Genomic DNA, 20,711 nt, shown 5'->3' with positions numbered 1-20,711 from the left:
TAAAAGATGTTTTACGGTTATTTTTAATAATTTGCAATCCTAATTGAAATGTCCCACAATATATAGTCTAAAACGGACTTTTCTACCTATTATATGTATCTAAAAAAAATTTCTTTATTTAATTTTAAAAACTTTAACGACGCTAGTTTCGATTTTGAACACAAAATAAATTGTTTTGTCGGAAAAAATGGTGTTGGAAAAACAAATGTGCTCGATGCAATTTATCATTTATCGTTCGGAAAAAGCTATTTTAACACATTAGCAGTTCAAAATATAAAACATGACGAAGATTTTTTTGTGATTGATGGTGAATTCGAAAAACAAGAAAGAGCCGAAAATATTCTTTGCAGTTTAAAGAAAGGACAAAAGAAAATCCTGAAACGCAACGGAAAAATATATGAGAAATTTTCTGATCATTTGGGTTTTATTCCGCTAGTAATTATCTCACCAACTGATGCGGATTTAATTCGAGAAGGAAGCGAAACCCGAAGAAAATTCATTGATAGCGTAATTTCTCAATTAGACAATCAATATTTACAAGAATTAATTTTGTACCAAAAAGTATTAAGTCAACGCAATGCATTGCTTAAATATTTTGCAGTAAATCGTGTTTTTGAAACTGGAACTTTAGACATTTATAACGAACAATTGAATGATTTCGGAAAAAATATTTTCGAAAAAAGAAAACAATTTTTAACCGATTTTATTCCCATTTTTAATTCATTTTATCAAAATATTTCAAATTCGGCCGAAACCGTACAATTGGAATACGAAAGTCAGTTAGAAAATCAGGATTTATTATCGCTTTTACAAGAAAATATTGGTAAAGACAGAGCATTACAATATACAAGTGTTGGAATTCATAAGGACGATTTGTCTTTTAATATTCAGCATTATCCAATCAAGAAATTTGGTTCGCAAGGACAACAAAAATCTTTTCTGATTGCTTTAAAACTCGCTCAATTTGAATTTGTAAAAAAACAAAGTGGTGAAAAACCTATTTTACTTTTCGATGATATTTTTGACAAACTAGACGAAACTCGTGTCGAAAAAATTGTAGCTATGGTAAATAATGACGATTTTGGTCAGTTATTTATTTCCGATACACATTCCGAACGAACAGAAAATATTGTAAAATCGACACATCAGAGTTATAAAATATTTAATCTTTAATTGTTATATTAGCTAAAAAAATGAAAAAAATAATTTCTATTCTACTTATCAGTTTACTTTTTATAAGTTGCAAAGGACAAACATCAAAAGCCATACAAACTATTGATGTAAAAACTTTTGCAGAAAAACTACAAACGACCGAAAAACCTCAATTGCTTGATGTTAGAACACCCGAAGAATATACTGTCGAGCATATTACAAATGCAACAAATGTAAACTGGAACGGAAGCGATTTTATAACTAAAGTCAGTAATTACGACAAAGCAAAACCCATTTTTGTGTATTGTAAAGTGGGCGGAAGAAGTGGTCAAGCAGCCGAAAAACTAGCCGAATTGGGTTTTACAACCATATACAATCTTGATGGTGGTATTATGAAATGGAACGCTAGTGGAATGGCGCAACCAAGCAACAAAATCATAGGAATATGCGATCAAGAATTTAATGAATTACTAAAATCCGACAAAAAAGTAATGATTAATTTTTATGCAGAATGGTGTGCTCCTTGCAAAAAAATGGGACCATACATCATCAAAATGCAAGAAGAAATGAAAGGCAAAATAAATATCGTAAGATTAGATGCCGACAAAAACAAAACGATGGTTGACAAATTAAAATTAGATACTTTACCCGTAATTATACTTTATGAAAACGGGAAAGAAGTCTGGCGAAATATTGGGTATATCACTGAAGAAGATTTAAAAAAACATTTGTAAAATGATTACCAAAGAAGCAATTCAGTTTATTGACGATCTAAAAGCCAATAACAATACCGAGTGGATGCATGCCAACAAAAAACGATACGAAAGTTACAAAAAAGACTATCATCAGTTTATTGCATCGGTTTTGGAAGAAATGAAACCTTTAGACAAATCATTAGATTTATTAGAAATTAAGAATTGTACTTTCCGAATCAATCGTGATATTCGATTTTCTAAAGACAAGCAACCTTACAAAACCAATATTGCACTTTGGCTAACCACTAATAAAAACAGAAAAAACAGTCCTGGTTATTACATTCATTTCGAAAAAGGAAGCTCGTTTATCGCTGGTGGCGTTTGGTGTCCCGAAGCCAATGAGCTAAAAAGCATCAGAAAAGAAATTGCTTTTTTTTACGATGATTTAGAGAAAATTGTGAATAATCCAACTTTCAAAAAAGAGTTCAAGGAAATTACTCGTGAAGAAAGCAATTTATTAAAAAAAGCTCCAAAAGGCTACGAACCAAATCATGAAGCTATCGAATTTCTAAAATTAAAAAGCTTCACTTGTTCGCAAAAAATTGATGATAAATTATTTTTAGACAAAGATTTTTCAAAAAAAATAGCACAAAAATTAATAGCTTTAAAACCACTCAATGAGTTTTTAAACCGAGCTTTAGAAACCGAAGAATAAAATATTATAATGCAAAAAAAACGAATTCTTTTCCTTGGAGAAACTTACCGTGCCGACGCCATTACTTGGATGAATGGTTTGAAGGAATTTGGTGATTTCGAAATCGTAACTTGGGAATTACAAACCCAAAGCACGGGTATTTCTAGACTAAAAAGACTGGTAGAATTATCTAAATCCTTTCTAACCATAAGAAGTATTGCAAAAAAATTTAATGCCGATATGGTTATTGCCGAAAGAACCACCAGTTACGGATTTCTTGCAGCACTTTCAGGAATAAAACCAATAGCCATCGCACAACAAGGTATAACCGACTTATGGCCAGAAAATTCTTTGCTTTATCCTTTTAAGAAAATTATTCAAAATTACGCTTTCAAAAAATCAGATTTAATACACGCTTGGGGACCAGTTATGGCAACTCACATGCAAAATAGTGGTGTAAATATGAATAAGGTTATGATTTTGCCAAAAGGCATAAATCTAGATTTTTTCGAATACCGAGACAATAGTAACGAATTAATTATCAAAGCCATTGTGACTCGTTCTTTACTCCCCGAATACAAACACGATGTTATTTTGAAAGCTTTTGCAATACTAAAAATGCAGAATATCCCATTCGAATTAACAGTTGTTGGAGACGGAATCATGCAAAAATCACTTAAATTACTTTCAAAAGAATTACAAATTGAAAATAATGTAATATTTACAGGAAGAATTAACAACAACGATTTGCCTAAACTACTTCAAAAATCAAACATTTATATAAGTATGCCCACAACCGAAGGCGTTTCGGCATCATTATTTGAAGCCATGGCTTGTGGTTGTTTTCCTGTTGTGACCAATTTACCTGGAAACAAAAGCTGGATTACACAAAAAAAGAACGGTATTTTAATTGAATCTGAAAATACTAAAAAACTAGCCGAAGAAATTATTTGGGCTTTCAGAAATTCTGAAGTTAGACAAAAAGCAGTTTTAGAAAACAGAAAATTTGTAGAAGAAAATGCCAATTATGCTATTAACATGAAAAAAATAGCAGACAAATACCATCAATTAATTAACCAAAAATCTGATTAATCTATGTGTGGTATAAACGGAATATTGCATCTTAATGACAAATTAGTCGATAAAAATCAGCTCGTAAAAATGCGAGATGTTCTCGAACATCGTGGTCCAGACGACGCTGGTATTTTTATTGAAAATAATATTGGTTTGGGTCACAGACGTTTGTCTATTATAGATACTTCTTCCGCAGGACACCAACCTTTTTATTCAGAAAATGGACGATATATCATTGTTTTTAATGGAGAAATATACAATTACAAATCTTTTTACCCTGAACTAAAAGACAAAGGAATCACACTAAAATCTGGTTCCGATACTGAAGTTTTACTCAAACTATATGAAATATATGGTTTAGAAATGTTATCTCGCCTAAACGGAATGTTTGCCTTTGCAATTTGGGACAAAGAAGAGAAAAAACTCGTTTTGGTAAGAGACAGAATGGGTGTAAAACCTTTATATTACGCATTATATCAAAATACTTTATACTTTGCATCGGAACAAAAAGCGCTTTTTGCAGCTGGAATTCCTATAGAAATATCAGAAAGCGGATTAGAAGAATATTTCTTTAATCGATTTGTAGCTGGCGAAAACACGTTGTACAATCACATAAACAAGCTTTTGCCTGGACATTACATGATTATCGACGAAAATGGAAATTCAAAAACTACAAAATGGTGGAATCTTAAAGAAACAATTCAAAATCACAACCACATTCTTAATCCAAAAAAATGGTTTGAAGAAATCTTTTTCGAATCGGTAAATCTTCGAATGGTAAGCGATGTTCCTGTTGGTATTTTACTTAGTGGCGGATTAGATTCTTGCTCTATTTTATCTTCATTATACCATCAGGATTATAAAAAAATTCAGACATTTAATATTGGATTTTCGGAAGAACAACACAACGAGTCCTATTTAGCAAAAAATATTACCGAAGAATATGATTATGAGTTTAATTCTATAACAGTTGAAGGCGATTCGCTTTTCGATAATTTATTAGAATCTACCTATTTTCAGGACGAGCCAATCATGCATCTAAATGAGCCGCATTTACTTGCCGTCTCTAAATTAGCTAATCCTAAAGTAAAAGTTTTACTTTCTGGCGAAGGTGCCGACGAGCTTATGGGCGGCTATGTTCGTTACAAAGCTTTAAGAAACCCTTCGTTACTCAAAATTATTGCTCAAGTCAGTAATCTTGACTACTTTAACAATAATCCGAGGTATAATAAGTTAATTCGGTATTCAAAAATTAACAATGAATCAGATTTAGTCTTGTTTAATGGAACCAGTATTTATCCTAATGATATTAATTCGTTTTATGGACCAAGAATAAAACCGCAAAACGAATATCGTTATCAAATCCTAAAAGAAGCACAAGAATTATATCCTGATAATCTAAGAAGACAAGCTTTATATTTTGACCAACATACTTATATGTGCTCACTTTTAGACCGAAACGATCGTTGCACTATGGGCGCATCTATCGAATGTCGCCAACCATATTTAGACCAAAGATTAATCGCTGGTTTGGGAACACTCGATGACAAATGGTTATTTTCTGGTAAAAAAGGAAAATACATTTTAAAAGCAGCGATGGAAAACAAACTCTCGCAAGAAATTCTTAATTTCAGAAAAATTGGACTTAGTGCGCCTTGGGATAATTATTTGTTATCCAATAATAAATTTAGAGAAGAGTTGCAAAATTTTGCAAAAAGTGAGATTTTCAACATGCCTTTTTTAGAAAACTTGAATGGCAGAAAACTTGTCGAACAAATAGAAAAAGGAGACAAAAAAATAATTCCTTACATCATGCCATTATTTATGTTACATATTTGGCAAAAAAATTACTTTGAGAAGTTTGTTTAAAATTCTTTATCCTATTTTTGCATATAAAATTGATTTTTGATGACTATAATTCCTAATTTTTCTTTAAAAAAACACAACACTTTTGGTATCGAAGCCAAAGCAAAACAATTTGTAGCAGTTCATTCTGTCGCTGATTTGAAAACTATTTTACAAGAAAATTCAACAGAAAAAAAGTTTGTTTTAGGTGGCGGAAGTAATATGTTGCTTACCCAAGATATTGATGCATTAGTTATTCATATCGACTTAAAAGGAAAAAAAATCATTAATGAAGATGAAAATTTTGTTTGGATAGAAAGTCAAGCTGGCGAAAACTGGCACGAATTTGTACTCTGGACCATCAACCAAGATTTTGGCGGATTAGAAAATATGTCACTTATTCCAGGAAATGTTGGCACAACTCCAGTACAAAATATTGGTGCTTACGGAACCGAAATAAAAGACACTTTTGTTTCCTGCGAAGCGATGAATATTGCAACTCAAGAAATGAAAACTTTCACAAACACCGAATGTCATTTTGGCTATCGCGAAAGTATTTTTAAACATGAAGTAAAAGACCAATATATAATCACATCGGTAGTTTTTAAATTAACGAAAAAAGACCACAAGATAAATATTTCTTATGGCGACATCAAATTAGAATTAGCCAATAAGAATATCGAAACTCCAGGTTTAATTGATGTTTCCAATGCTGTAATAGCCATTCGTAAGAGCAAATTACCCGATCCAAAAGAATTAGGAAACAGCGGAAGTTTTTTTAAAAATCCTATTGTATTAAAATCGGAATTCGAGCCTATTCATAAAAAATTTCCAGAAATGAAATTTTACGAAATTTCAGAAACCGAAGTAAAAGTTCCAGCTGGTTGGCTCATTGAACAAGCAGGTTTCAAAGGGAAACGTTTTGGCGATGCGGGAATTCACAAAAACCAAGCCTTAGTTTTAGTTAATTATGGCAATGCGACCGGACAAGAAATTTTGAATGTATCCAAAGATGTACAAAAAACAGTTTTTGAAATGTTTGGTATTCATATCGAAGCCGAAGTCAATGTGATTTAATTATGTACATTCCAGATATTTATAAAAACGAGAACCAAGAAGAAGTAATCAATTTTCTTCAAAAAAATAGTTTCGGAATTTTGATAAATCAAAATAGCGGAAATATTCTAGCAACTCATATTCCATTAGAATTTGAATTGAAAGAAGATGGAAAACAATTTCTAGAAGGACATATTTCTAAAGAAAATCCGCAATGGAAAACTTTTGAAAACGACGACAGAGTTTTAGCCATTTTCTCAGGCCCAAATTCCTATATTTCTCCGTCTTGGTATGATCACGAAAATGTTCCCACTTGGAATTATATTGCAGTTCACGTTTACGGGAAAGTGAAAGTTTTAAATTATGAAGAAACCCTATTTTCATTAAAAAAATTAGTCGATAAGTACGAAGCTAATTCTGAAAACCCAATTAGAATTGAAAATTTATCAGAAAAAACGATGCGACAAGCAAGAGGAATTGTAGCTTTTCAAATCGAAATCACTTCGATAGAAGCAGTTAAAAAAATATCTCAAAATCGAGATGAAAAAAATTACCAAAACATCATTTCTGAATTAGAAAAAACCGAAGATTATAATGCTTGTCAAATAGCGCAAGAAATGGCGAAGAATAAAACACATCATGACTAATAAAAATATCCTTTCTACTTCAAATTTAAGTATTGGTTACAAAACCAAGAACGAGACGATTACTATTACTCAAAATCTTAACTTAAATTTTCAGGAAGGAAAACTCATTACGTTAATTGGCGCTAACGGAATAGGAAAATCGACATTATTACGAACATTAACCGGAATTCAGAAACCTATTTCTGGCGATGTTTTTTTAAATGACAAATCGATTGAAAGTTATGACAACCAGACATTAGCTCAAAATTTAAGTGTGGTTCTTACCGAAAAATTGCCTCCCAGCAATTTGACCGTTTACGAATTAGTTGCACTCGGAAGACAACCATATACTAACTGGATTGGGAAACTTTCTGATGTTGATATTCAAAAAATAACCGAAGCCATACAACTCACAAATATCGAGCATTTGTCAGATAAAAAACATTTCGAAATTAGCGATGGTCAATTACAAAAAGTATTAGTAGCAAGAGCTTTAGCCCAAGATACGCCACTTATTATTCTTGACGAACCAACTACTCATTTAGATTTATTACACAAAGTTTCGTTATTCAAACTCCTGAAAAAACTCACACACGAAACTGGGAAATGCATCCTTTTTTCGACTCATGATATCGATTTAGCAATTCAATTGAGTGATGAAATGGTGGTTATGACAAGTGAAATAGTTGTACAAGACGAACCATGCAATTTGATTGGCAAAGGGATTTTTAATACCTTATTTAAAGACGAAAATATTGTTTTTGATGACCAAAAAGGGAAATTTATTTTTAAATAATTAAGATTTATTTCACATCTGTTCATTATAAATAATTGTAATTTTATAAAAATTAAAACCTTTTTAAAATGAAAAACTTATTTCTTATTTTATCCTTCATAACAGTTATCTCTTCTCAAGCACAATTAAAATCTGTTTCTTACACTGATGGAAATCAAAAATTAGAAGGACAGTTAGCGCAACCTAAGAAAGTTTTAAAAAATAAAGCTGGAGTTTTGGTTTTACCAGCTTGGATGGGAATTGAAACCAACGCAAAAACCAATGCTGCTGAATTAGCAAAATTAGGATACATAACTTTTGTTGCTGACATTTATGGTAAAAGACCAACAAACTCAAAAGAAGCAGGTCAACTGGCAGGTTATTTTAAAACCAATTATTTAGAATATCAGAAAAGGATTCAATTAGCTTTAGACCAATTGATAAAAGCTGGTGCAAATCCTGATAAAATCGCAGTTATTGGATACTGCTTTGGTGGAACTGGAGTATTAGAAGCTGCTCGAACTAATTTTAAAGTTAATGGTGTAGTCTCTTTTCATGGTGGTTTAAGCAGAGATGCTTCAAGGAAAATCGAAACTATTAATCCTAAAGTTTTAGTACTTCATGGTGCTGATGATTTTTTCGAATCGGATGCAGAAATAAAAGCTTTTCAAGACGAAATGCGCACTGCAAAAGCCGATTGGCAAATGGTTTATTATGCTGATGCTGTTCATGCTTTTACCCACAAAGACGCTGGAAATAACAAAAGTACTGGTGTGGCTTATAACGAAAAAGCAGACAAACGTTCTTGGCGTGCGATGTTAGATTTTTTTGATGAGATTTTTAAATAGACCTAACTTTATTTTCCTTTTCATAACGAACTCGGTAAACTTGGAGTAAATGTTTTAATCTAATATGATTAACATTCAACTCATTTATTGGAACGTTTACAACATTCCCGTTTACAACAAAACTGAAATAGTGCTGAATATGAGATCCATGATGGTTAAAATTAGGATCAAAATCCATATTCGCCTCTTGGATATATTTCCAAGAAATTAATTCCTCATTTTTTAATTTTATTCCTTCCGAATTTATTAAAATTTGATAATTTTTATCTCTAATTATTTTGATGCCTTTTTTAAAAGGAAAAATTGAGCCTATAATAGGTAATAAACCAAATATTGACTTTTCTTTTCCAAATAACAAATAAAAACCAGTTGCTAAAAAAAACATACCTACAAACAAACCTCCTATTCCTAAATGTTTAGCATAAAATATCTTAGTTTCTTTAGGAACAGAAATATCATCTCTGAAAATATCTTTTACATTAATTCTTTTTTCTAAAATTTTTAATTTTTCATTCTGATATTGACTTCTTATCTCAATACGTTCAAAAAAATTTCCATCTCTGCCAATTAATTTATGTAATCTTGCTTTTTGTTTCAATTCATTAATATTCCTTACATTCTCGTATGCCCAAATCCTCCATTTTGTGATAGCAAAATTTCTATAAATTAATAGAAATAGAATTCCGAAAATCAATCCAAAAGGAGTAAACCAAGGTTCTACATAGTTATTTAAAATTAAATAAGAAAGCAGAAAAACTGTAGTCAAAAAAATCATTAATATTGGAATATGAATCATTAATAAACCTCTATTAATCGCTTTTTCAACACTAATTAAAACTTTCATATTTTTACTTAAAATTAATCTGTCTTCTCGCCTCTCCTACTACAAATGCTACCGAATTCGCAATATTATAACTTCTAATCTTGTCAGACATAGGAATTGTAAGATGATTTTCGAATAAATTCAGAATTTCTTGGCTTAATCCTTTACTTTCTTTACCAAAAACCAACCAATCTCCTTCTTGAAAATCCGCTTCATAATACGATTTTTGGGCATGAGAAGATAGGAGAAAAACTCTCGATTTATCTGGGATTTGGTCTATCCATTCTTGCAAATTTTGATATTGATTCCAATCTAAATGAACCCAATAATCCAATCCAGAACGTTTTAGATTTTTGTCATTAATCTCAAAACCAAACGGATGAATAAGGTGTAAACGATTTCCTGTTCCTACACACAAACGCCCTATATTCCCTGTATTGTTGGGGATTTCTGGCTCTACTAGTACAATGTTTAACATTAATTATTGGTTTTGATATTGTCTTTGATTTTTGAAAAATCGCTTGTTTCTAAAACTTCTCCTGCTTGCAAATTGTTCAAATGCACATTCCCTATACGAACTCTTACCAATCGCAATGTAGGAAATCCGACTGCTGCAGTCATTTTTCTTACTTGTCTAAATTTCCCTTCGGTTACAACAATCGAAGCCCAAGAAGTTGGCCCATGACGTTCATCACGAATTTTCTTACCTCGTTCGCCAAAATTAGGAACTTCATTTACAATAAAAGCTTTACAAGGTTTGGTCATATATTTTGTACCATCGAAACCTATTTCTACTCCGTTTTGCAATTTTTCGATAGCTTCCTCCGTAATAATGCCATCAACTTGCACATAATATTCTTTTTCGACTTTTTTACTACGAACTATTTCGCTCATTTTTCCATCGGTTGTCAATAAAAGTAAGCCTTCCGAATCTTCATCTAACCGACCAATAGCCATAATTCCTTCAGGAAAATCATGTAATTCTCCTAAAAGTTTTTTCTTGCGTTTTAATTCGTATTTAAACTGAGATAAATATCCGTAAGGTTTGTGAATGATAAAATGTCGATGCATATTAATTTTTTTTCGGGCTTCTTTTACTTAATAATTTACTACTAAATATTAATAAAAATCCAACACTAAGAAAAGCAATTAACATATAAAATGAATTTACAAAAACGGGAGTATATCCTAAAACTGATACATTTAAAAATGGATATGGGTAAAAATCAGAAAAATATCCACGAACCAAAGTGTATATTAAGTATAGGAAAGGAAATAGTAGCCAAGGAAAAACATTCTTATATTCTAAAGATTTTTTAGAAACAAATTGAAACCAATATATCAAAACTAAAATAGGAATAACTAGATGCAAAATTTCATCGGTAATTCTTTGCATTCCAGTTGGCATCCATAAAAATCTTAAAATTAAATTGTAAACTATCCCTACAATTGTTATATACATTGTAATTGCTGTTAGACTTTTATTATCTAAAAAAAATAATTCCAATTTATTTTTTGGTTTAAACCAAAGAACCGTAAAGCAAATTGCTACCAAAATATTAGATTGTATTGTGAAAAAACTAAAAAACCGAACAATTGTTTCTAGAATAGAAGCAACTCGATTTACAATTATTAGGTATAATTGTAGTAAAACAGCTAACCAGCTAGCTAAAGAAATTACAGCTAAAAAAACAGTGTTAGAATTTTGAGATTGCTTTTCCATCTATTTGAAATTATGTTAAATATTGAACCTAAAACTCGAAAACTTTTGTTTAATTTTACAAACTTACAAAAAGTATTTTTATGACAGATTTGTTTATTTTCTTATCCATTTTTATTGTTGCATTTGCTATTGGAATTTTTATTGGTAAAATTATTTTTTCGGCAAAATCTCAATCAGAAAAAAATATTTTAGAAGAAAAATTAAATGCATTAAAAGAACAATCTCAAATTGAGAAGATTTCTTTCGAGAAAAATTTGCTTCAAATTAATACCGAAAAAGAACAAATTCGCACCGAAAAAGAAGTTGCAAATATTCAACTAGCAAAAAAAGAAGCCGATTTCGATTCTCTTTTAGAAAAAAATAGAGATCAGAAACAAGAAGTCGAGCAATTACAAGAAAAATTTACCAAAGAGTTTGAGAATCTTGCCAATAAAATCCTAGAAGAAAAAACAAATAAATTTACCGAGCAAAATAAGGAGAATATGAAAAATATTCTTTCGCCATTACAAGACAAAATTCTTCATTTTGAGAAAAAAGTAGAAGATACACACAAAGAAAGCATCGACTATCATGCAGCTTTACGTCAGCAAATATTGGGGTTAAGCGAAATGAATGCGCAAATGAGCAAGGAAACATTAAACCTTACCAAAGCATTAAAAGGTGATAGCAAAATGCAAGGGAATTGGGGCGAATTAGTGTTGGAACGTGTACTAGAAAAATCAGGATTAGAAAAAGGCCGCGAATACGAGGTACAACAAAGTTTTACAACGACTGAAGGTAATCGAGTTTTTCCAGATGTGGTGATTAATTTACCTGATGGTAAAAAGATGATTGTCGATTCGAAAGTGACTTTAACCGCTTACGAACGTTATATAAATGAAGACGATGAGGATTTAAAATCGCAACATCTAAAAGAACATGTACAAGCTATAAAACGTCATGTAGAGCAATTGGGCGACAAGAATTACCAAGATTTATATCAGATAGAAAGCCCCGATTTTGTGCTTTTATTTATCCCAATGGAACCTGCTTTTGCATTGGCACTAAACGAAGACACTACTTTGTATAATAAAGCTTTCGAGAAAAATATTGTGATTGTTACACCATCAACATTATTAGCTACATTGCGTACTATTGACAGTATGTGGGCAAATCAAAAACAACAAGAAAACGCATTAGAAATTGCACGTCAAGCTGGTGCTTTGTATGATAAATTTGAAGGTTTTGTCTCCGATTTAATAAAAATTGGAAAGAAAATTGACGAAAGCAAAGTCGAATATTCTGGCGCTATGAATAAACTAGTAGAAGGAAAAGGAAACTTAATTACAAGTGTCGAAAAATTGAAAAAAATGGGTGCAAAAGCAAAAAAAGCCTTACCCGAAAATATTATAAATAGAGCCGAAACAAACGAAAACAATCTTTTAAACTAAAATATTATGTTACGAAAAATTTTCTTTATCTTAATTACAACCATTATTTTAGGAATTACTGGTTACTTCACTTTTTTATATTATGCAACTTACAGCGAAGGTGTTCGTTCTGGCGAATTAATAAAAATAAGCAGTAAAGGAATGATTTTTAAAACCTATGAAGGCGAATTGAGTCAAGGGATTTCAGGTGCTAAAATTTTTACTTTTTCGGTATTAGATAAAGATACCAAAGTAATTGAAGCAATGAAGAATATGCAAGGTCAGTATGTAAAAGTGACTTATATAGAACGATACAAAACTTTTCCTTGGTGGGGGGATACAAAATATTTTGTAACCGAAGTACAAAAAGAAAAATCACCACATCTTAATAGATAAATATGAATACTGTTTTTAAAACCGTAAAAGCATCCAAAGTTACCATTTCGGAATTAATGTTGCCTTCGCACACTAATTTTTCGGGCAAAATACATGGTGGTTATATTTTGTCTTTATTGGATCAAATTGCTTTTGCTTGTGCATCTAAATTTTCAGGAAATTATTGTGTAACTGCTTCGGTAGATACGGTCGATTTTCTGAATCCTATTGAAGTTGGTGAATTAGTAACTATGAAAGCCAGCGTAAATTATGTAGGAAAAAGCTCGATGATTATTGGTATTCGTGTAGAAGCCGAAAATATTAGAACTGGCGTTGTAAAACACTGTAATTCTAGTTATTTTACAATGGTTTCTAAAAATATTGATGGAAGTAACGCATTGGTTCCAGGACTCATTTTATCAAATCTTGATGAAGTGCGTCGTTTTTATAATTGTATAAAAATGATTGCTGTTAGAAAAGAGAAACAAAAACACGAAGAAATTTTCGATTTTAAATCTGATGAAGCATTATCAAATTTGAATAATTACAATGTTCAGGTTGCTATTTCTTAAAAAACTCGTACTAGATTAAACCCAAAGAAAACATCTCCTTTACCCCAATCACCAGTTGTATTTCCTAAAAATCCAGCCTCGTGCATTCCTTGCGAATTGGTAAAATGCATCTGAAAAACGTGGCCACCAGTATCAATATCAACACCAACCGAAAGCGGGTTGTTATATATTGATGTTGAAACTCTGTTTAAATGTGCCGCATAATCCATATTTAAAGAAACACGTTTCGACAATTTATATCGACCACCAAAACCTAATGCAAACTGACTGTTATCTTGAAAATCATCTACAACAAAATTTTCATGAAAATAAGTTGGAGCAAATTCTAACGATAACTTCTCCGAAAATTTTCTTGAAACTAGTAACTGATTTACATAAACCATTCTGTTATTAAACTTCATTTTAGGATAAATGGATTCTTTTAGCAAATTATTAAATCCTAAACTATTGAAACCAACAATTGTAAACGGGAAACCATCTTGAACCTGTGATTTTAATAAATATTTTGCCGAAAAATCATACGCTTGTTCGCTTCTTCCAGCTGCTAAATTAAATTTATCTGAAATCCCATAAACAAACTTAATTTGTGTAACGGCATTATCTAACCCAAAAAAGCCATCTATTCCGTCTTTTACCGAAGCAAAACGATGGGCAATAACTAAATACAATTCTCCTTTTGAAGTTAGCTTTGTAGATTCGAGATTCACGATTTTCATTGCTTTAAATGCTGATATCACTTTCTGATTCGTTTCTGTTGAGTCTATTTGTGAAAGTAAATCGTCTTGCGCAAAAATTATCTGTGAAAAAGTAAGTAGTGTTAATAAAAGGAGGTATTTCATAAATATATTTCTTAATTTACAATAATTTTTTTCCAAGATTTGTCACTTGTATTTAATAATTCTAGTAAATAAACTCCTGGAGGTAAATCTTTAATACTAACCTCAACAACATTTAAATTATTTACCATAATTGTTTTTACAAAAGCACCAACTTGCGAATACACATTTATTTTGTCCAATCCTGTTTTAGTTTTTACCATAAAATTTCCATTTGAAGGATTTGGATAAATTTGGGTTGCATTTAGAGAAAATTCTTCGAGGCCTAAAGCAGTTCTAGTTAATATTCGTGAACCACGCTCACTAAAAGCGCCATGATAAGCTAAAGTTTCAGAAAGACCTTCATTGTAAATTATATTTATGTTTGAAGTATTATTCACAAAAGTAAAATCTCCCGAAGAAACTAAAGGTCTAGTGGCAACAACAGTCCTAGTGCCTCCTGAAGCATTGTCGCTAACAATTGTCCAACTTTGCCCTGCATCAGGTGATGGTTGTGATTGCATACCTGAGGGAGTAAAGTCCCTATCTGCTGTGTCGTTCCATATAAACATATCACTAACGGTTGACATTGTACTTCCGCCAAAACCAATTCCTAACCATGAAGTGTCTGAACCTGTTATTGTCATCGTAGCTATCGTAGGACTTGTATCTATTCGTAAAGTTCTTGTCCCAGTTAAAGTAACAACTCCTGTTGTAAACTGTGCTATCGAAATTGAAGTAAATCCAATTGTCATTCCTAAAATTAATAGTAATTTTTTTTTCATTTTAGTTTATTTTTAAAATATTAATAATCTCTTCATTGTTAGTAAATACAGCAAACTCAAAGGCAGTTTTCCCTTCCTTGTTTTTGTTTTGTATGACAGCTTTATATTTTAATAATAATTTAATTGCATCAATATTCTGAAATTGCGCTGCGTACATTAATGCGGTAGTTCCTTTATTATCTGTTAAATTTGGGTTTGCTCCTTTTTGTAATAATAATTCCGCAATTACATTATTGCCTTTCACTACACAAGCCATAAGTGGCGTTCCCATATCACTCGAAGTGTTAATAGTTTTACTGTTTTCTATTAAGAATTTTGCAACCGCCACATTTCCTTTATAACAAGCTAATATTAGTGGTGTAAAACCATTTTCATTTTTAGTATTTATTATATCTAAATCTTTATTTATTAATATTTTTAGACCCTCGACAGTTCCTGAACGTGCTATATTAAAAACATCATTTTGCGAGAACGAATTTGCCGAAAAAGCAATCAAAATCACAAATAATAAAATAAATTTCAAATAAAGCTTCATTTTACAAATAGTTTATATCAAATTTAACAATATTAATCCGGAATTTAATTTATTTTTATATAAATTTTAAGACAAAAATCAAATTAGTTAACTTAAATTTTAATTATTATGAATAAGCTTCTTTTTATAATAGCCGCGTTTGCAACATTGTCATCTTGTTCTAACGATAGCACGTCGGACATTACAATGCCTGTTCCTCCAGCAAATAATTCGACAACTATTAAATATAGTACTGATATTGCCCCAATCATAAGCGCAAATTGTTTAGGTTGCCACTCCTCTCCTCCAGTAAATGGTGCACCAATGCAACTTACTACTTATAATGATGTAAAAAACGCAATCCTTACAAGAGGTTTAATAGACAGAATCTCTAGAGCTCAAGGAACACCTGGAATGATGCCAAACGGCGGAACAAGATTACCACAAGAAACTATCGACAGAATAATCAAATGGCAAACTGATGGATTTGTAAACTAATGAAAAAAATATTTTCCATATTCGTTCTTATCTTAATGAGCCACTTCGCAATTGCTCAAGATAAAATTTTAACAAAAACTGGTCAAATTACTTTTGAAGCTTCAGTCCCTTCGTTTGAAGAAGTAAAAGCAACTAACAAACTCTCCGCTTGTTTATTAAACACAAAAACAGGAGACATTGCGAGTGTGGCTATGATGAAAAGTTTTAAGTTTAAATCGGCTTTAATGCAAGAGCATTTTAACGAAAATTATATTGAAAGCGACAAATATCCAAAAGCCATTTTCAAAGGGAAAATTGAAAATTTTGATGTATCGAAACTAACAACTCAAAAGCAAGAATTTGTTATAAATGGCACAATTGAATTACACGGAAAATCTAAAAACATTTCGGTTGTGGCAAAGATTTCTAAAAAAGAAAACACAACCAATATCGTTTCCAATTTTACGTTGAATACCGATGATTTTGACATCGACTTACCTTTTATTATAAGTAATAAAGTATCCAAAAGAGTACAAGTAAGTTTAGATTATAATTTACTTTAGAATCATACTTCAGCTTGTTCAAACAAATTCAGTTTATCTATATGAATGACCGTTTTTGTTTTGTCAGTACTATGCTCGAACATTTGTAGAAACTTGACTCCATATACAATTTCTTTAAAAATATAGGAAGTTCTAATAGCAACTGTATTGCTAAACATTTCGTCGAAAGCTTTTACGAAAACTAAAATCTCACCTTTTTCATTAGTAAAATCTTCTTTGCTATATCCATACAATGGGCTTTCTTCTGTAATATGGTGCACTAATGTCCAGCTTAATGTTAAAGAATTTATTGTACTGTATTCTAAATCTAAAGGAAAAAATCGATTTACATTTACACCATTTTCTTCAATTCTCATTGCTAATGTTAGTTTTGCTTCAGCATCGGTCAAATTTGTATTTTTATAGGAAGCAACACGAATCATCAATGCTTTTCCACCTTGAAAAGGCGCAATTATAGCATTTTCTGAAAATTTTAAATGTGCTTTTGGTCTACTAAACCTTCCGTAGAACAAACCTGTAGCCAACGCAAATCCCAAAAGTCCTACTAGCGCTTCACTAGATGCAACGGCACTTGTTAAAAATCCTTCAGGGCTTATATGTCCATATCCTACTGTTGTAAATGTTTGTGCACTAAAAAAATAAACTTGCCCGAATTTTTCAATTTCAGAACTAGCAACAATCCCATTTAGATGTTCAACTCCAATAAAATAATAGATGGCCGCAAAAATAAAGTTGACCAAAATAAAAACTGAAAAAATTATTATTTGAAATTTCCATGCTGGCAAACGCAAAAGTGTGTGAAACCAACTTATTTGATCAAAAAAAGGCAATCCTCTTTTTTCTATATTCGCCGATCCGTCTTTAGCTAAAAACCGTCCACCGTAATTGGCAGCATTGGTTCCAAAACCAGTTTGATTGTCTGTTTTAAGATTTTTATTTGTTTTTTTAAATACTTTCATAAAGTAAATTTAAACCATTTTAATTCATAAAAAAAGTCCCAATCAAGGGACTTTTATATTATTTACTCAAATACATTTTTCGTCGAGAATACAATTCGTAAAACTGGTCGTCTTTTAAATCATCTATAAACAAAATGCTTTCTCCAGTACTTTTCATTTCTGGTCCAAGTGCTTTATTTACATTACTAAATTTACTAAAAGAGAAAACAGGTTGCTTAATCGCATAACCTTTTAATTGCGGATTGAAAGTAAAATCGGTTACTTTATTTTCTCCCAACATAACTTTGGTTGCATAATTTACATAAGGTTCCCCATATGCTTTTGCGATAAACGGAACCGTTCTAGATGCTCTCGGATTGGCTTCGATGATGTAAACTGTATCGTCTTTTATCGCAAATTGAATATTTATTAACCCAACAGTTCTAAGGGCTAAAGCAATTTTCTTCGTATGATCTTTTATTTGTTGCATGACAAATTCTCCCAAATTAAATGGTGGCAAAGTCGCATTAGAATCTCCAGAATGAATTCCGCAAGGTTCAATATGTTCCATGATTCCTATTATGTACACATTTTCTCCGTCGCAAATGGCATCAGCTTCAGCTTCGATAGCACCATCAAGATAATGGTCTAAAAGCAATTTATTTCCTGGAATATTTTTTAATAAATCGATAACGTGTTCTTCGAGCTCTTGTTTGTTGATGACAATTTTCATTCCTTGTCCTCCCAAAACATACGAAGGACGAACGAGTAATGGAAAATCTAAAACATCGGCTAAAGCACTTGCTTCATCTGCATTTTCGGCAATTCCGAATTGTGGAAATGGAATTTTAAGTTCTGTTAATAATTCTGAAAAACGTCCTCTGTCTTCAGCTAAATCTAAAGCATCAAACGAAGTTCCAAGAATTTTTATTCCGTATTTAGATAATTTTTCAGCAAGTTTCAAAGCTGTTTGTCCACCTAATTGTACAATAACACCTTCTGGTTTTTCATGACGGATAATATCATAAATATGCTCCCAAAAAACAGGTTCGAAATACAATTTATCGGCTGTATCAAAATCGGTCGAAACCGTTTCTGGATTACAGTTTATCATGATGGTTTCGTAACCACATTCTTTTGCTGCTAAAACTCCATGCACGCAAGAGTAATCGAACTCAATTCCTTGCCCAATTCTATTGGGTCCGGAACCTAAAACTACTACTTTCTTTTTGTTGGTTACAATACTTTCATTATGAACATATTTTTCGCCAGTTGCCGTTTCTATTTCAGCTTCAAAAGTCGAGTAATAATAAGGTGTTTGTGCTTTAAATTCAGCAGCACAAGTATCTACTAATTTGTAAACTCTATTGATATTTTGCTCTTCACGCAATTTATAAACCTGACTTTCTAAACAACCCATCATATGAGCAATTTGTCTGTCGGCAAATCCTTTTTGCTTAGATTCTAGCAATAAATCTCTAGGCAAAGTATCTATTTTGTATTTAGAAATTTCTTTTTCTAAACTGTATAATTCTTCATATTGTTTCAAGAACCACATATCTATTTTTGTGATTTCGTGAATGCGTGACAAAGGAATTCCCATTGCAATGGCATCATAAATCACAAAAACTCTGTCCCAACTTGCATGGGTTAGTTTATCAATAATTTGCTCGTAATTTTTGTATCCTTTTCCGTCTGCTCCTAAACCATTTCTTTTTATTTCTAATGATTGAGTTGCTTTATGTAATGCTTCTTGAAACGAACGACCAATTCCCATAACTTCTCCTACAGATTTCATTTGAAGTCCTAAAGTTCTGTCGGCTCCTTCAAATTTGTCGAAATTCCAACGAGGGATTTTTACAATAACATAATCTAAAGTGGGTTCGAATAAAGCTGAAGTAGATTTTGTAATTTGATTTTGAAGTTCATCTAAATGATAACCTAAAGCCAATTTTGATGCAATTTTCGCAATTGGATAACCCGTCGCTTTAGATGCTAATGCTGATGAACGAGAAACTCTAGGATTTATTTCGATAGCTACAATATCTTCTTTATCATCGGGCGAAACTGCAAATTGCACGTTACAACCTCCCGCAAAATTCCCGATGCTTCTCATCATTAAGATTGCCATATCACGCATTTTTTGAAATGTCGTGTCCGATAATGTCATCGCTGGCGCCACCGTGATAGAATCTCCTGTATGAATTCCCATTGGATCCATATTTTCGATAGTACAAATGATGACTACGTTGTCATTTTTGTCGCGAAGTAATTCTAATTCGTATTCTTTCCAACCCATTAATGCTTTATCGATAAGCACTTCGTGAATTGGTGACATTTCTAATCCGTAGGTTAGTTTTTCGTCGAAATCTTCTTTTTTATAAACAATTGCTGCTCCTGTTCCTCCTAATGTAAATGATGGACGAATTACTAACGGGAAACCAAATTCTTGTGCAATTTCTTTTCCTTTTAAGAATGAAGTTGCTGTTTTTGCTGGTGCTTGCGGAATGCCTATTTTATTTAAAAGATTTTTAAATTTTTCTCGGTCTTCGGTAATTTCGATAGCATTTACATCGACACCAATTAGTCTTACATTAAAATCTTTCCAAATTCCTTTTTCGTCAGCTTCTAAACAAAGGTTTAATGCTGTTTGTCCTCCCATTGTTGGCAAAACAGCATCAATTTGTGGATGTTCTTTCAGGATTTGAATAATCGATTTGGTCGTAAGTGGTAATAAATATACATGATCCGCCATGGTTGGATCGGTCATGATGGTTGCTGGATTGGAATTGATAAGGATTACTTCGATTCCTTCTTCACGAATAGAACGTGCTGATTGTGATCCTGCATAATCGAATTCGCAAGCTTGCCCGATTACGATTGGTCCTGAACCTATAATTAAAACCGATTTTATTGAATTGTCTTTTGGCATTGTGTAGTTGTAGTTAGTTG

The 20,711-nt window shown here is 31.7% G+C and carries 23 protein-coding genes; 14 read left to right on the top strand and 9 right to left on the bottom strand.

Annotated features, from left to right (window positions below):
• Positions 1-93 precede the first annotated feature (93 nt).
• From recF to BM053_RS10310, 9 genes are all read left to right on the top strand, one after another.
• Complete coding sequence (recF, locus tag BM053_RS10350; RefSeq protein WP_091477122.1) at positions 94-1,173, top strand: DNA replication/repair protein RecF; 1,080 nt, start codon at positions 94-96, stop codon at positions 1,171-1,173.
• 20 nt (positions 1,174-1,193) lie between these two features.
• The gene (locus tag BM053_RS10345; protein WP_091477120.1) at positions 1,194-1,886 is read left to right on the top strand and encodes a thioredoxin domain-containing protein; all 693 of its coding nucleotides are present in this window, start codon (positions 1,194-1,196) and stop codon (positions 1,884-1,886) included.
• 1 nt (position 1,887) lies between these two features.
• The gene (locus tag BM053_RS10340; RefSeq protein WP_091477118.1) at positions 1,888-2,562 is read left to right on the top strand and encodes a DUF2461 domain-containing protein; all 675 of its coding nucleotides are present in this window, start codon (positions 1,888-1,890) and stop codon (positions 2,560-2,562) included.
• Between the two features lie 9 nt (positions 2,563-2,571).
• A complete protein-coding gene (locus BM053_RS10335; protein ID WP_091477117.1) occupies positions 2,572-3,633 on the top strand; it encodes a glycosyltransferase in 1,062 nt (353 codons plus the stop codon).
• Between the two features lie 3 nt (positions 3,634-3,636).
• Entirely contained in the window at positions 3,637-5,484 is a 1,848-nt protein-coding gene (asnB, locus tag BM053_RS10330) for an asparagine synthase (glutamine-hydrolyzing) (RefSeq protein ID WP_091477115.1), read from the top strand.
• A 39-nt stretch (positions 5,485-5,523) separates the two neighbouring features.
• Positions 5,524-6,537 (top strand): UDP-N-acetylmuramate dehydrogenase, encoded by a 1,014-nt coding sequence (gene murB, locus BM053_RS10325; RefSeq protein WP_091477113.1) that lies wholly within the window; start codon positions 5,524-5,526, stop codon positions 6,535-6,537.
• A gap of 2 nt (positions 6,538-6,539) precedes the next feature.
• Positions 6,540-7,163, top strand: coding sequence for an FMN-binding negative transcriptional regulator (locus BM053_RS10320; RefSeq protein ID WP_091477111.1), 624 nt, complete (start codon positions 6,540-6,542; stop codon positions 7,161-7,163).
• Positions 7,156-7,938: an ABC transporter ATP-binding protein gene (locus tag BM053_RS10315; protein ID WP_091477109.1), complete on the top strand. Its 783-nt coding sequence runs from the start codon at positions 7,156-7,158 to the stop codon at positions 7,936-7,938. Before BM053_RS10320 ends, BM053_RS10315 begins: the two co-directional genes overlap by 8 nt.
• A gap of 68 nt (positions 7,939-8,006) precedes the next feature.
• A complete protein-coding gene (locus BM053_RS10310) occupies positions 8,007-8,765 on the top strand; it encodes a dienelactone hydrolase family protein (RefSeq protein ID WP_091477108.1) in 759 nt (252 codons plus the stop codon).
• Here BM053_RS10310 and BM053_RS10305 read toward each other — a convergent pair.
• Genes BM053_RS10305 through BM053_RS10290 form a run of 4 tightly spaced genes read right to left on the bottom strand, consistent with a single transcriptional unit; the run spans position 8,758 to position 11,311 of the window.
• Positions 8,758-9,609 (bottom strand): hypothetical protein, encoded by an 852-nt coding sequence (locus BM053_RS10305; RefSeq protein WP_091477106.1) that lies wholly within the window; start codon positions 9,607-9,609, stop codon positions 8,758-8,760. The two genes, BM053_RS10310 and BM053_RS10305, sit on opposite strands and share 8 nt — an antisense overlap.
• Positions 9,610-9,613: 4 nt before the next feature.
• Positions 9,614-10,066: a tRNA (cytidine(34)-2'-O)-methyltransferase gene (locus BM053_RS10300; protein WP_091477104.1), complete on the bottom strand. Its 453-nt coding sequence runs from the start codon at positions 10,064-10,066 to the stop codon at positions 9,614-9,616.
• A complete protein-coding gene (locus tag BM053_RS10295) occupies positions 10,066-10,659 on the bottom strand; it encodes a pseudouridine synthase (protein WP_091477103.1) in 594 nt (197 codons plus the stop codon). The genes BM053_RS10300 and BM053_RS10295 overlap by 1 nt, the downstream gene beginning before the upstream one ends.
• A 1-nt stretch (position 10,660) precedes the next feature.
• The gene (locus BM053_RS10290) at positions 10,661-11,311 is read right to left on the bottom strand and encodes a Pr6Pr family membrane protein (protein WP_167357340.1); all 651 of its coding nucleotides are present in this window, start codon (positions 11,309-11,311) and stop codon (positions 10,661-10,663) included.
• An 80-nt stretch (positions 11,312-11,391) separates the two neighbouring features.
• Here BM053_RS10290 and rmuC point away from each other — a divergent pair, with 80 nt between their 5' ends.
• From rmuC to BM053_RS10275, 3 genes are read left to right on the top strand one after another with little or no spacing between them, the layout of a single operon-like run.
• Positions 11,392-12,741, top strand: coding sequence for a DNA recombination protein RmuC (gene rmuC / locus BM053_RS10285; protein WP_091477101.1), 1,350 nt, complete (start codon positions 11,392-11,394; stop codon positions 12,739-12,741).
• 6 nt (positions 12,742-12,747) lie between these two features.
• Entirely contained in the window at positions 12,748-13,116 is a 369-nt protein-coding gene (locus BM053_RS10280) for a 6-phosphogluconate dehydrogenase (protein ID WP_091477100.1), read from the top strand.
• Between the two features lie 2 nt (positions 13,117-13,118).
• Positions 13,119-13,667: an acyl-CoA thioesterase gene (locus tag BM053_RS10275; RefSeq protein WP_091477098.1), complete on the top strand. Its 549-nt coding sequence runs from the start codon at positions 13,119-13,121 to the stop codon at positions 13,665-13,667.
• Here the strand turns inward: BM053_RS10275 and BM053_RS10270 are convergent.
• Genes BM053_RS10270 through BM053_RS10260 form a run of 3 tightly spaced genes read right to left on the bottom strand, consistent with a single transcriptional unit; the run spans position 13,664 to position 15,802 of the window.
• A complete protein-coding gene (locus BM053_RS10270) occupies positions 13,664-14,506 on the bottom strand; it encodes a DUF5777 family beta-barrel protein (protein ID WP_091477262.1) in 843 nt (280 codons plus the stop codon). The genes BM053_RS10275 and BM053_RS10270 overlap by 4 nt on opposite strands.
• Before the next feature lie 11 nt (positions 14,507-14,517).
• Positions 14,518-15,267 (bottom strand): T9SS type A sorting domain-containing protein, encoded by a 750-nt coding sequence (locus tag BM053_RS10265; protein WP_091477096.1) that lies wholly within the window; start codon positions 15,265-15,267, stop codon positions 14,518-14,520.
• A 1-nt stretch (position 15,268) separates the two neighbouring features.
• A complete protein-coding gene (locus BM053_RS10260; protein ID WP_244148521.1) occupies positions 15,269-15,802 on the bottom strand; it encodes an ankyrin repeat domain-containing protein in 534 nt (177 codons plus the stop codon).
• Positions 15,803-15,910: 108 nt separating this feature from the next.
• Between BM053_RS10260 and BM053_RS10255 the strand changes: the two genes are divergently transcribed.
• Positions 15,911-16,279, top strand: coding sequence for a hypothetical protein (locus BM053_RS10255; protein WP_143076478.1), 369 nt, complete (start codon positions 15,911-15,913; stop codon positions 16,277-16,279).
• Positions 16,279-16,821, top strand: coding sequence for a YceI family protein (locus tag BM053_RS10250; RefSeq protein WP_091477092.1), 543 nt, complete (start codon positions 16,279-16,281; stop codon positions 16,819-16,821). The genes BM053_RS10255 and BM053_RS10250 overlap by 1 nt, the downstream gene beginning before the upstream one ends.
• 2 nt (positions 16,822-16,823) lie before the next feature.
• Here the strand turns inward: BM053_RS10250 and BM053_RS10245 are convergent, their stop codons facing one another.
• Both BM053_RS10245 and carB read right to left on the bottom strand, forming a co-directional pair.
• Positions 16,824-17,780 (bottom strand): ion channel, encoded by a 957-nt coding sequence (locus tag BM053_RS10245; RefSeq protein ID WP_091477090.1) that lies wholly within the window; start codon positions 17,778-17,780, stop codon positions 16,824-16,826.
• A gap of 58 nt (positions 17,781-17,838) precedes the next feature.
• A complete protein-coding gene (carB, locus tag BM053_RS10240; protein ID WP_091477088.1) occupies positions 17,839-20,691 on the bottom strand; it encodes a carbamoyl-phosphate synthase large subunit in 2,853 nt (950 codons plus the stop codon).
• Positions 20,692-20,711 lie beyond the last annotated feature (20 nt).

The organism is Flavobacterium swingsii, assembly GCF_900111965.1.
In the GTDB taxonomy this organism is placed as follows: domain Bacteria; phylum Bacteroidota; class Bacteroidia; order Flavobacteriales; family Flavobacteriaceae; genus Flavobacterium; species Flavobacterium swingsii.
The sequence above is the reverse complement of the archived record's forward strand: the minus strand, read 5'-3'. Positions and strand labels throughout refer to the sequence as shown.

What these genes read in the sequence shown, in the direction of transcription:
- BM053_RS10260 (WP_244148521.1), bottom strand. Translation starts at nt 15,802, where the DNA reads ATGAAGCTTTATTTGAAATTTATTTTATTATTTGTGATTTTGATTGCT.
- asnB (WP_091477115.1), top strand. Translation starts at nt 3,637, where the DNA reads ATGTGTGGTATAAACGGAATATTGCATCTTAATGACAAATTAGTCGAT.
- BM053_RS10270 (WP_091477262.1), bottom strand. Translation starts at nt 14,506, where the DNA reads ATGAAATACCTCCTTTTATTAACACTACTTACTTTTTCACAGATAATT.
- BM053_RS10245 (WP_091477090.1), bottom strand. Translation starts at nt 17,780, where the DNA reads ATGAAAGTATTTAAAAAAACAAATAAAAATCTTAAAACAGACAATCAA.
- BM053_RS10255 (WP_143076478.1), top strand. Translation starts at nt 15,911, where the DNA reads ATGAATAAGCTTCTTTTTATAATAGCCGCGTTTGCAACATTGTCATCT.
- BM053_RS10295 (WP_091477103.1), bottom strand. Translation starts at nt 10,659, where the DNA reads ATGCATCGACATTTTATCATTCACAAACCTTACGGATATTTATCTCAG.
- BM053_RS10265 (WP_091477096.1), bottom strand. Translation starts at nt 15,267, where the DNA reads ATGAAAAAAAAATTACTATTAATTTTAGGAATGACAATTGGATTTACT.
- BM053_RS10250 (WP_091477092.1), top strand. Translation starts at nt 16,279, where the DNA reads ATGAAAAAAATATTTTCCATATTCGTTCTTATCTTAATGAGCCACTTC.
- murB (WP_091477113.1), top strand. Translation starts at nt 5,524, where the DNA reads ATGACTATAATTCCTAATTTTTCTTTAAAAAAACACAACACTTTTGGT.
- BM053_RS10310 (WP_091477108.1), top strand. Translation starts at nt 8,007, where the DNA reads ATGAAAAACTTATTTCTTATTTTATCCTTCATAACAGTTATCTCTTCT.
- BM053_RS10280 (WP_091477100.1), top strand. Translation starts at nt 12,748, where the DNA reads ATGTTACGAAAAATTTTCTTTATCTTAATTACAACCATTATTTTAGGA.
- rmuC (WP_091477101.1), top strand. Translation starts at nt 11,392, where the DNA reads ATGACAGATTTGTTTATTTTCTTATCCATTTTTATTGTTGCATTTGCT.
- BM053_RS10290 (WP_167357340.1), bottom strand. Translation starts at nt 11,311, where the DNA reads ATGGAAAAGCAATCTCAAAATTCTAACACTGTTTTTTTAGCTGTAATT.
- BM053_RS10320 (WP_091477111.1), top strand. Translation starts at nt 6,540, where the DNA reads ATGTACATTCCAGATATTTATAAAAACGAGAACCAAGAAGAAGTAATC.
- recF (WP_091477122.1), top strand. Translation starts at nt 94, where the DNA reads ATGTATCTAAAAAAAATTTCTTTATTTAATTTTAAAAACTTTAACGAC.
- BM053_RS10275 (WP_091477098.1), top strand. Translation starts at nt 13,119, where the DNA reads ATGAATACTGTTTTTAAAACCGTAAAAGCATCCAAAGTTACCATTTCG.
- BM053_RS10315 (WP_091477109.1), top strand. Translation starts at nt 7,156, where the DNA reads ATGACTAATAAAAATATCCTTTCTACTTCAAATTTAAGTATTGGTTAC.
- BM053_RS10345 (WP_091477120.1), top strand. Translation starts at nt 1,194, where the DNA reads ATGAAAAAAATAATTTCTATTCTACTTATCAGTTTACTTTTTATAAGT.
- BM053_RS10340 (WP_091477118.1), top strand. Translation starts at nt 1,888, where the DNA reads ATGATTACCAAAGAAGCAATTCAGTTTATTGACGATCTAAAAGCCAAT.
- BM053_RS10305 (WP_091477106.1), bottom strand. Translation starts at nt 9,609, where the DNA reads ATGAAAGTTTTAATTAGTGTTGAAAAAGCGATTAATAGAGGTTTATTA.
- BM053_RS10300 (WP_091477104.1), bottom strand. Translation starts at nt 10,066, where the DNA reads ATGTTAAACATTGTACTAGTAGAGCCAGAAATCCCCAACAATACAGGG.
- carB (WP_091477088.1), bottom strand. Translation starts at nt 20,691, where the DNA reads ATGCCAAAAGACAATTCAATAAAATCGGTTTTAATTATAGGTTCAGGA.
- BM053_RS10335 (WP_091477117.1), top strand. Translation starts at nt 2,572, where the DNA reads ATGCAAAAAAAACGAATTCTTTTCCTTGGAGAAACTTACCGTGCCGAC.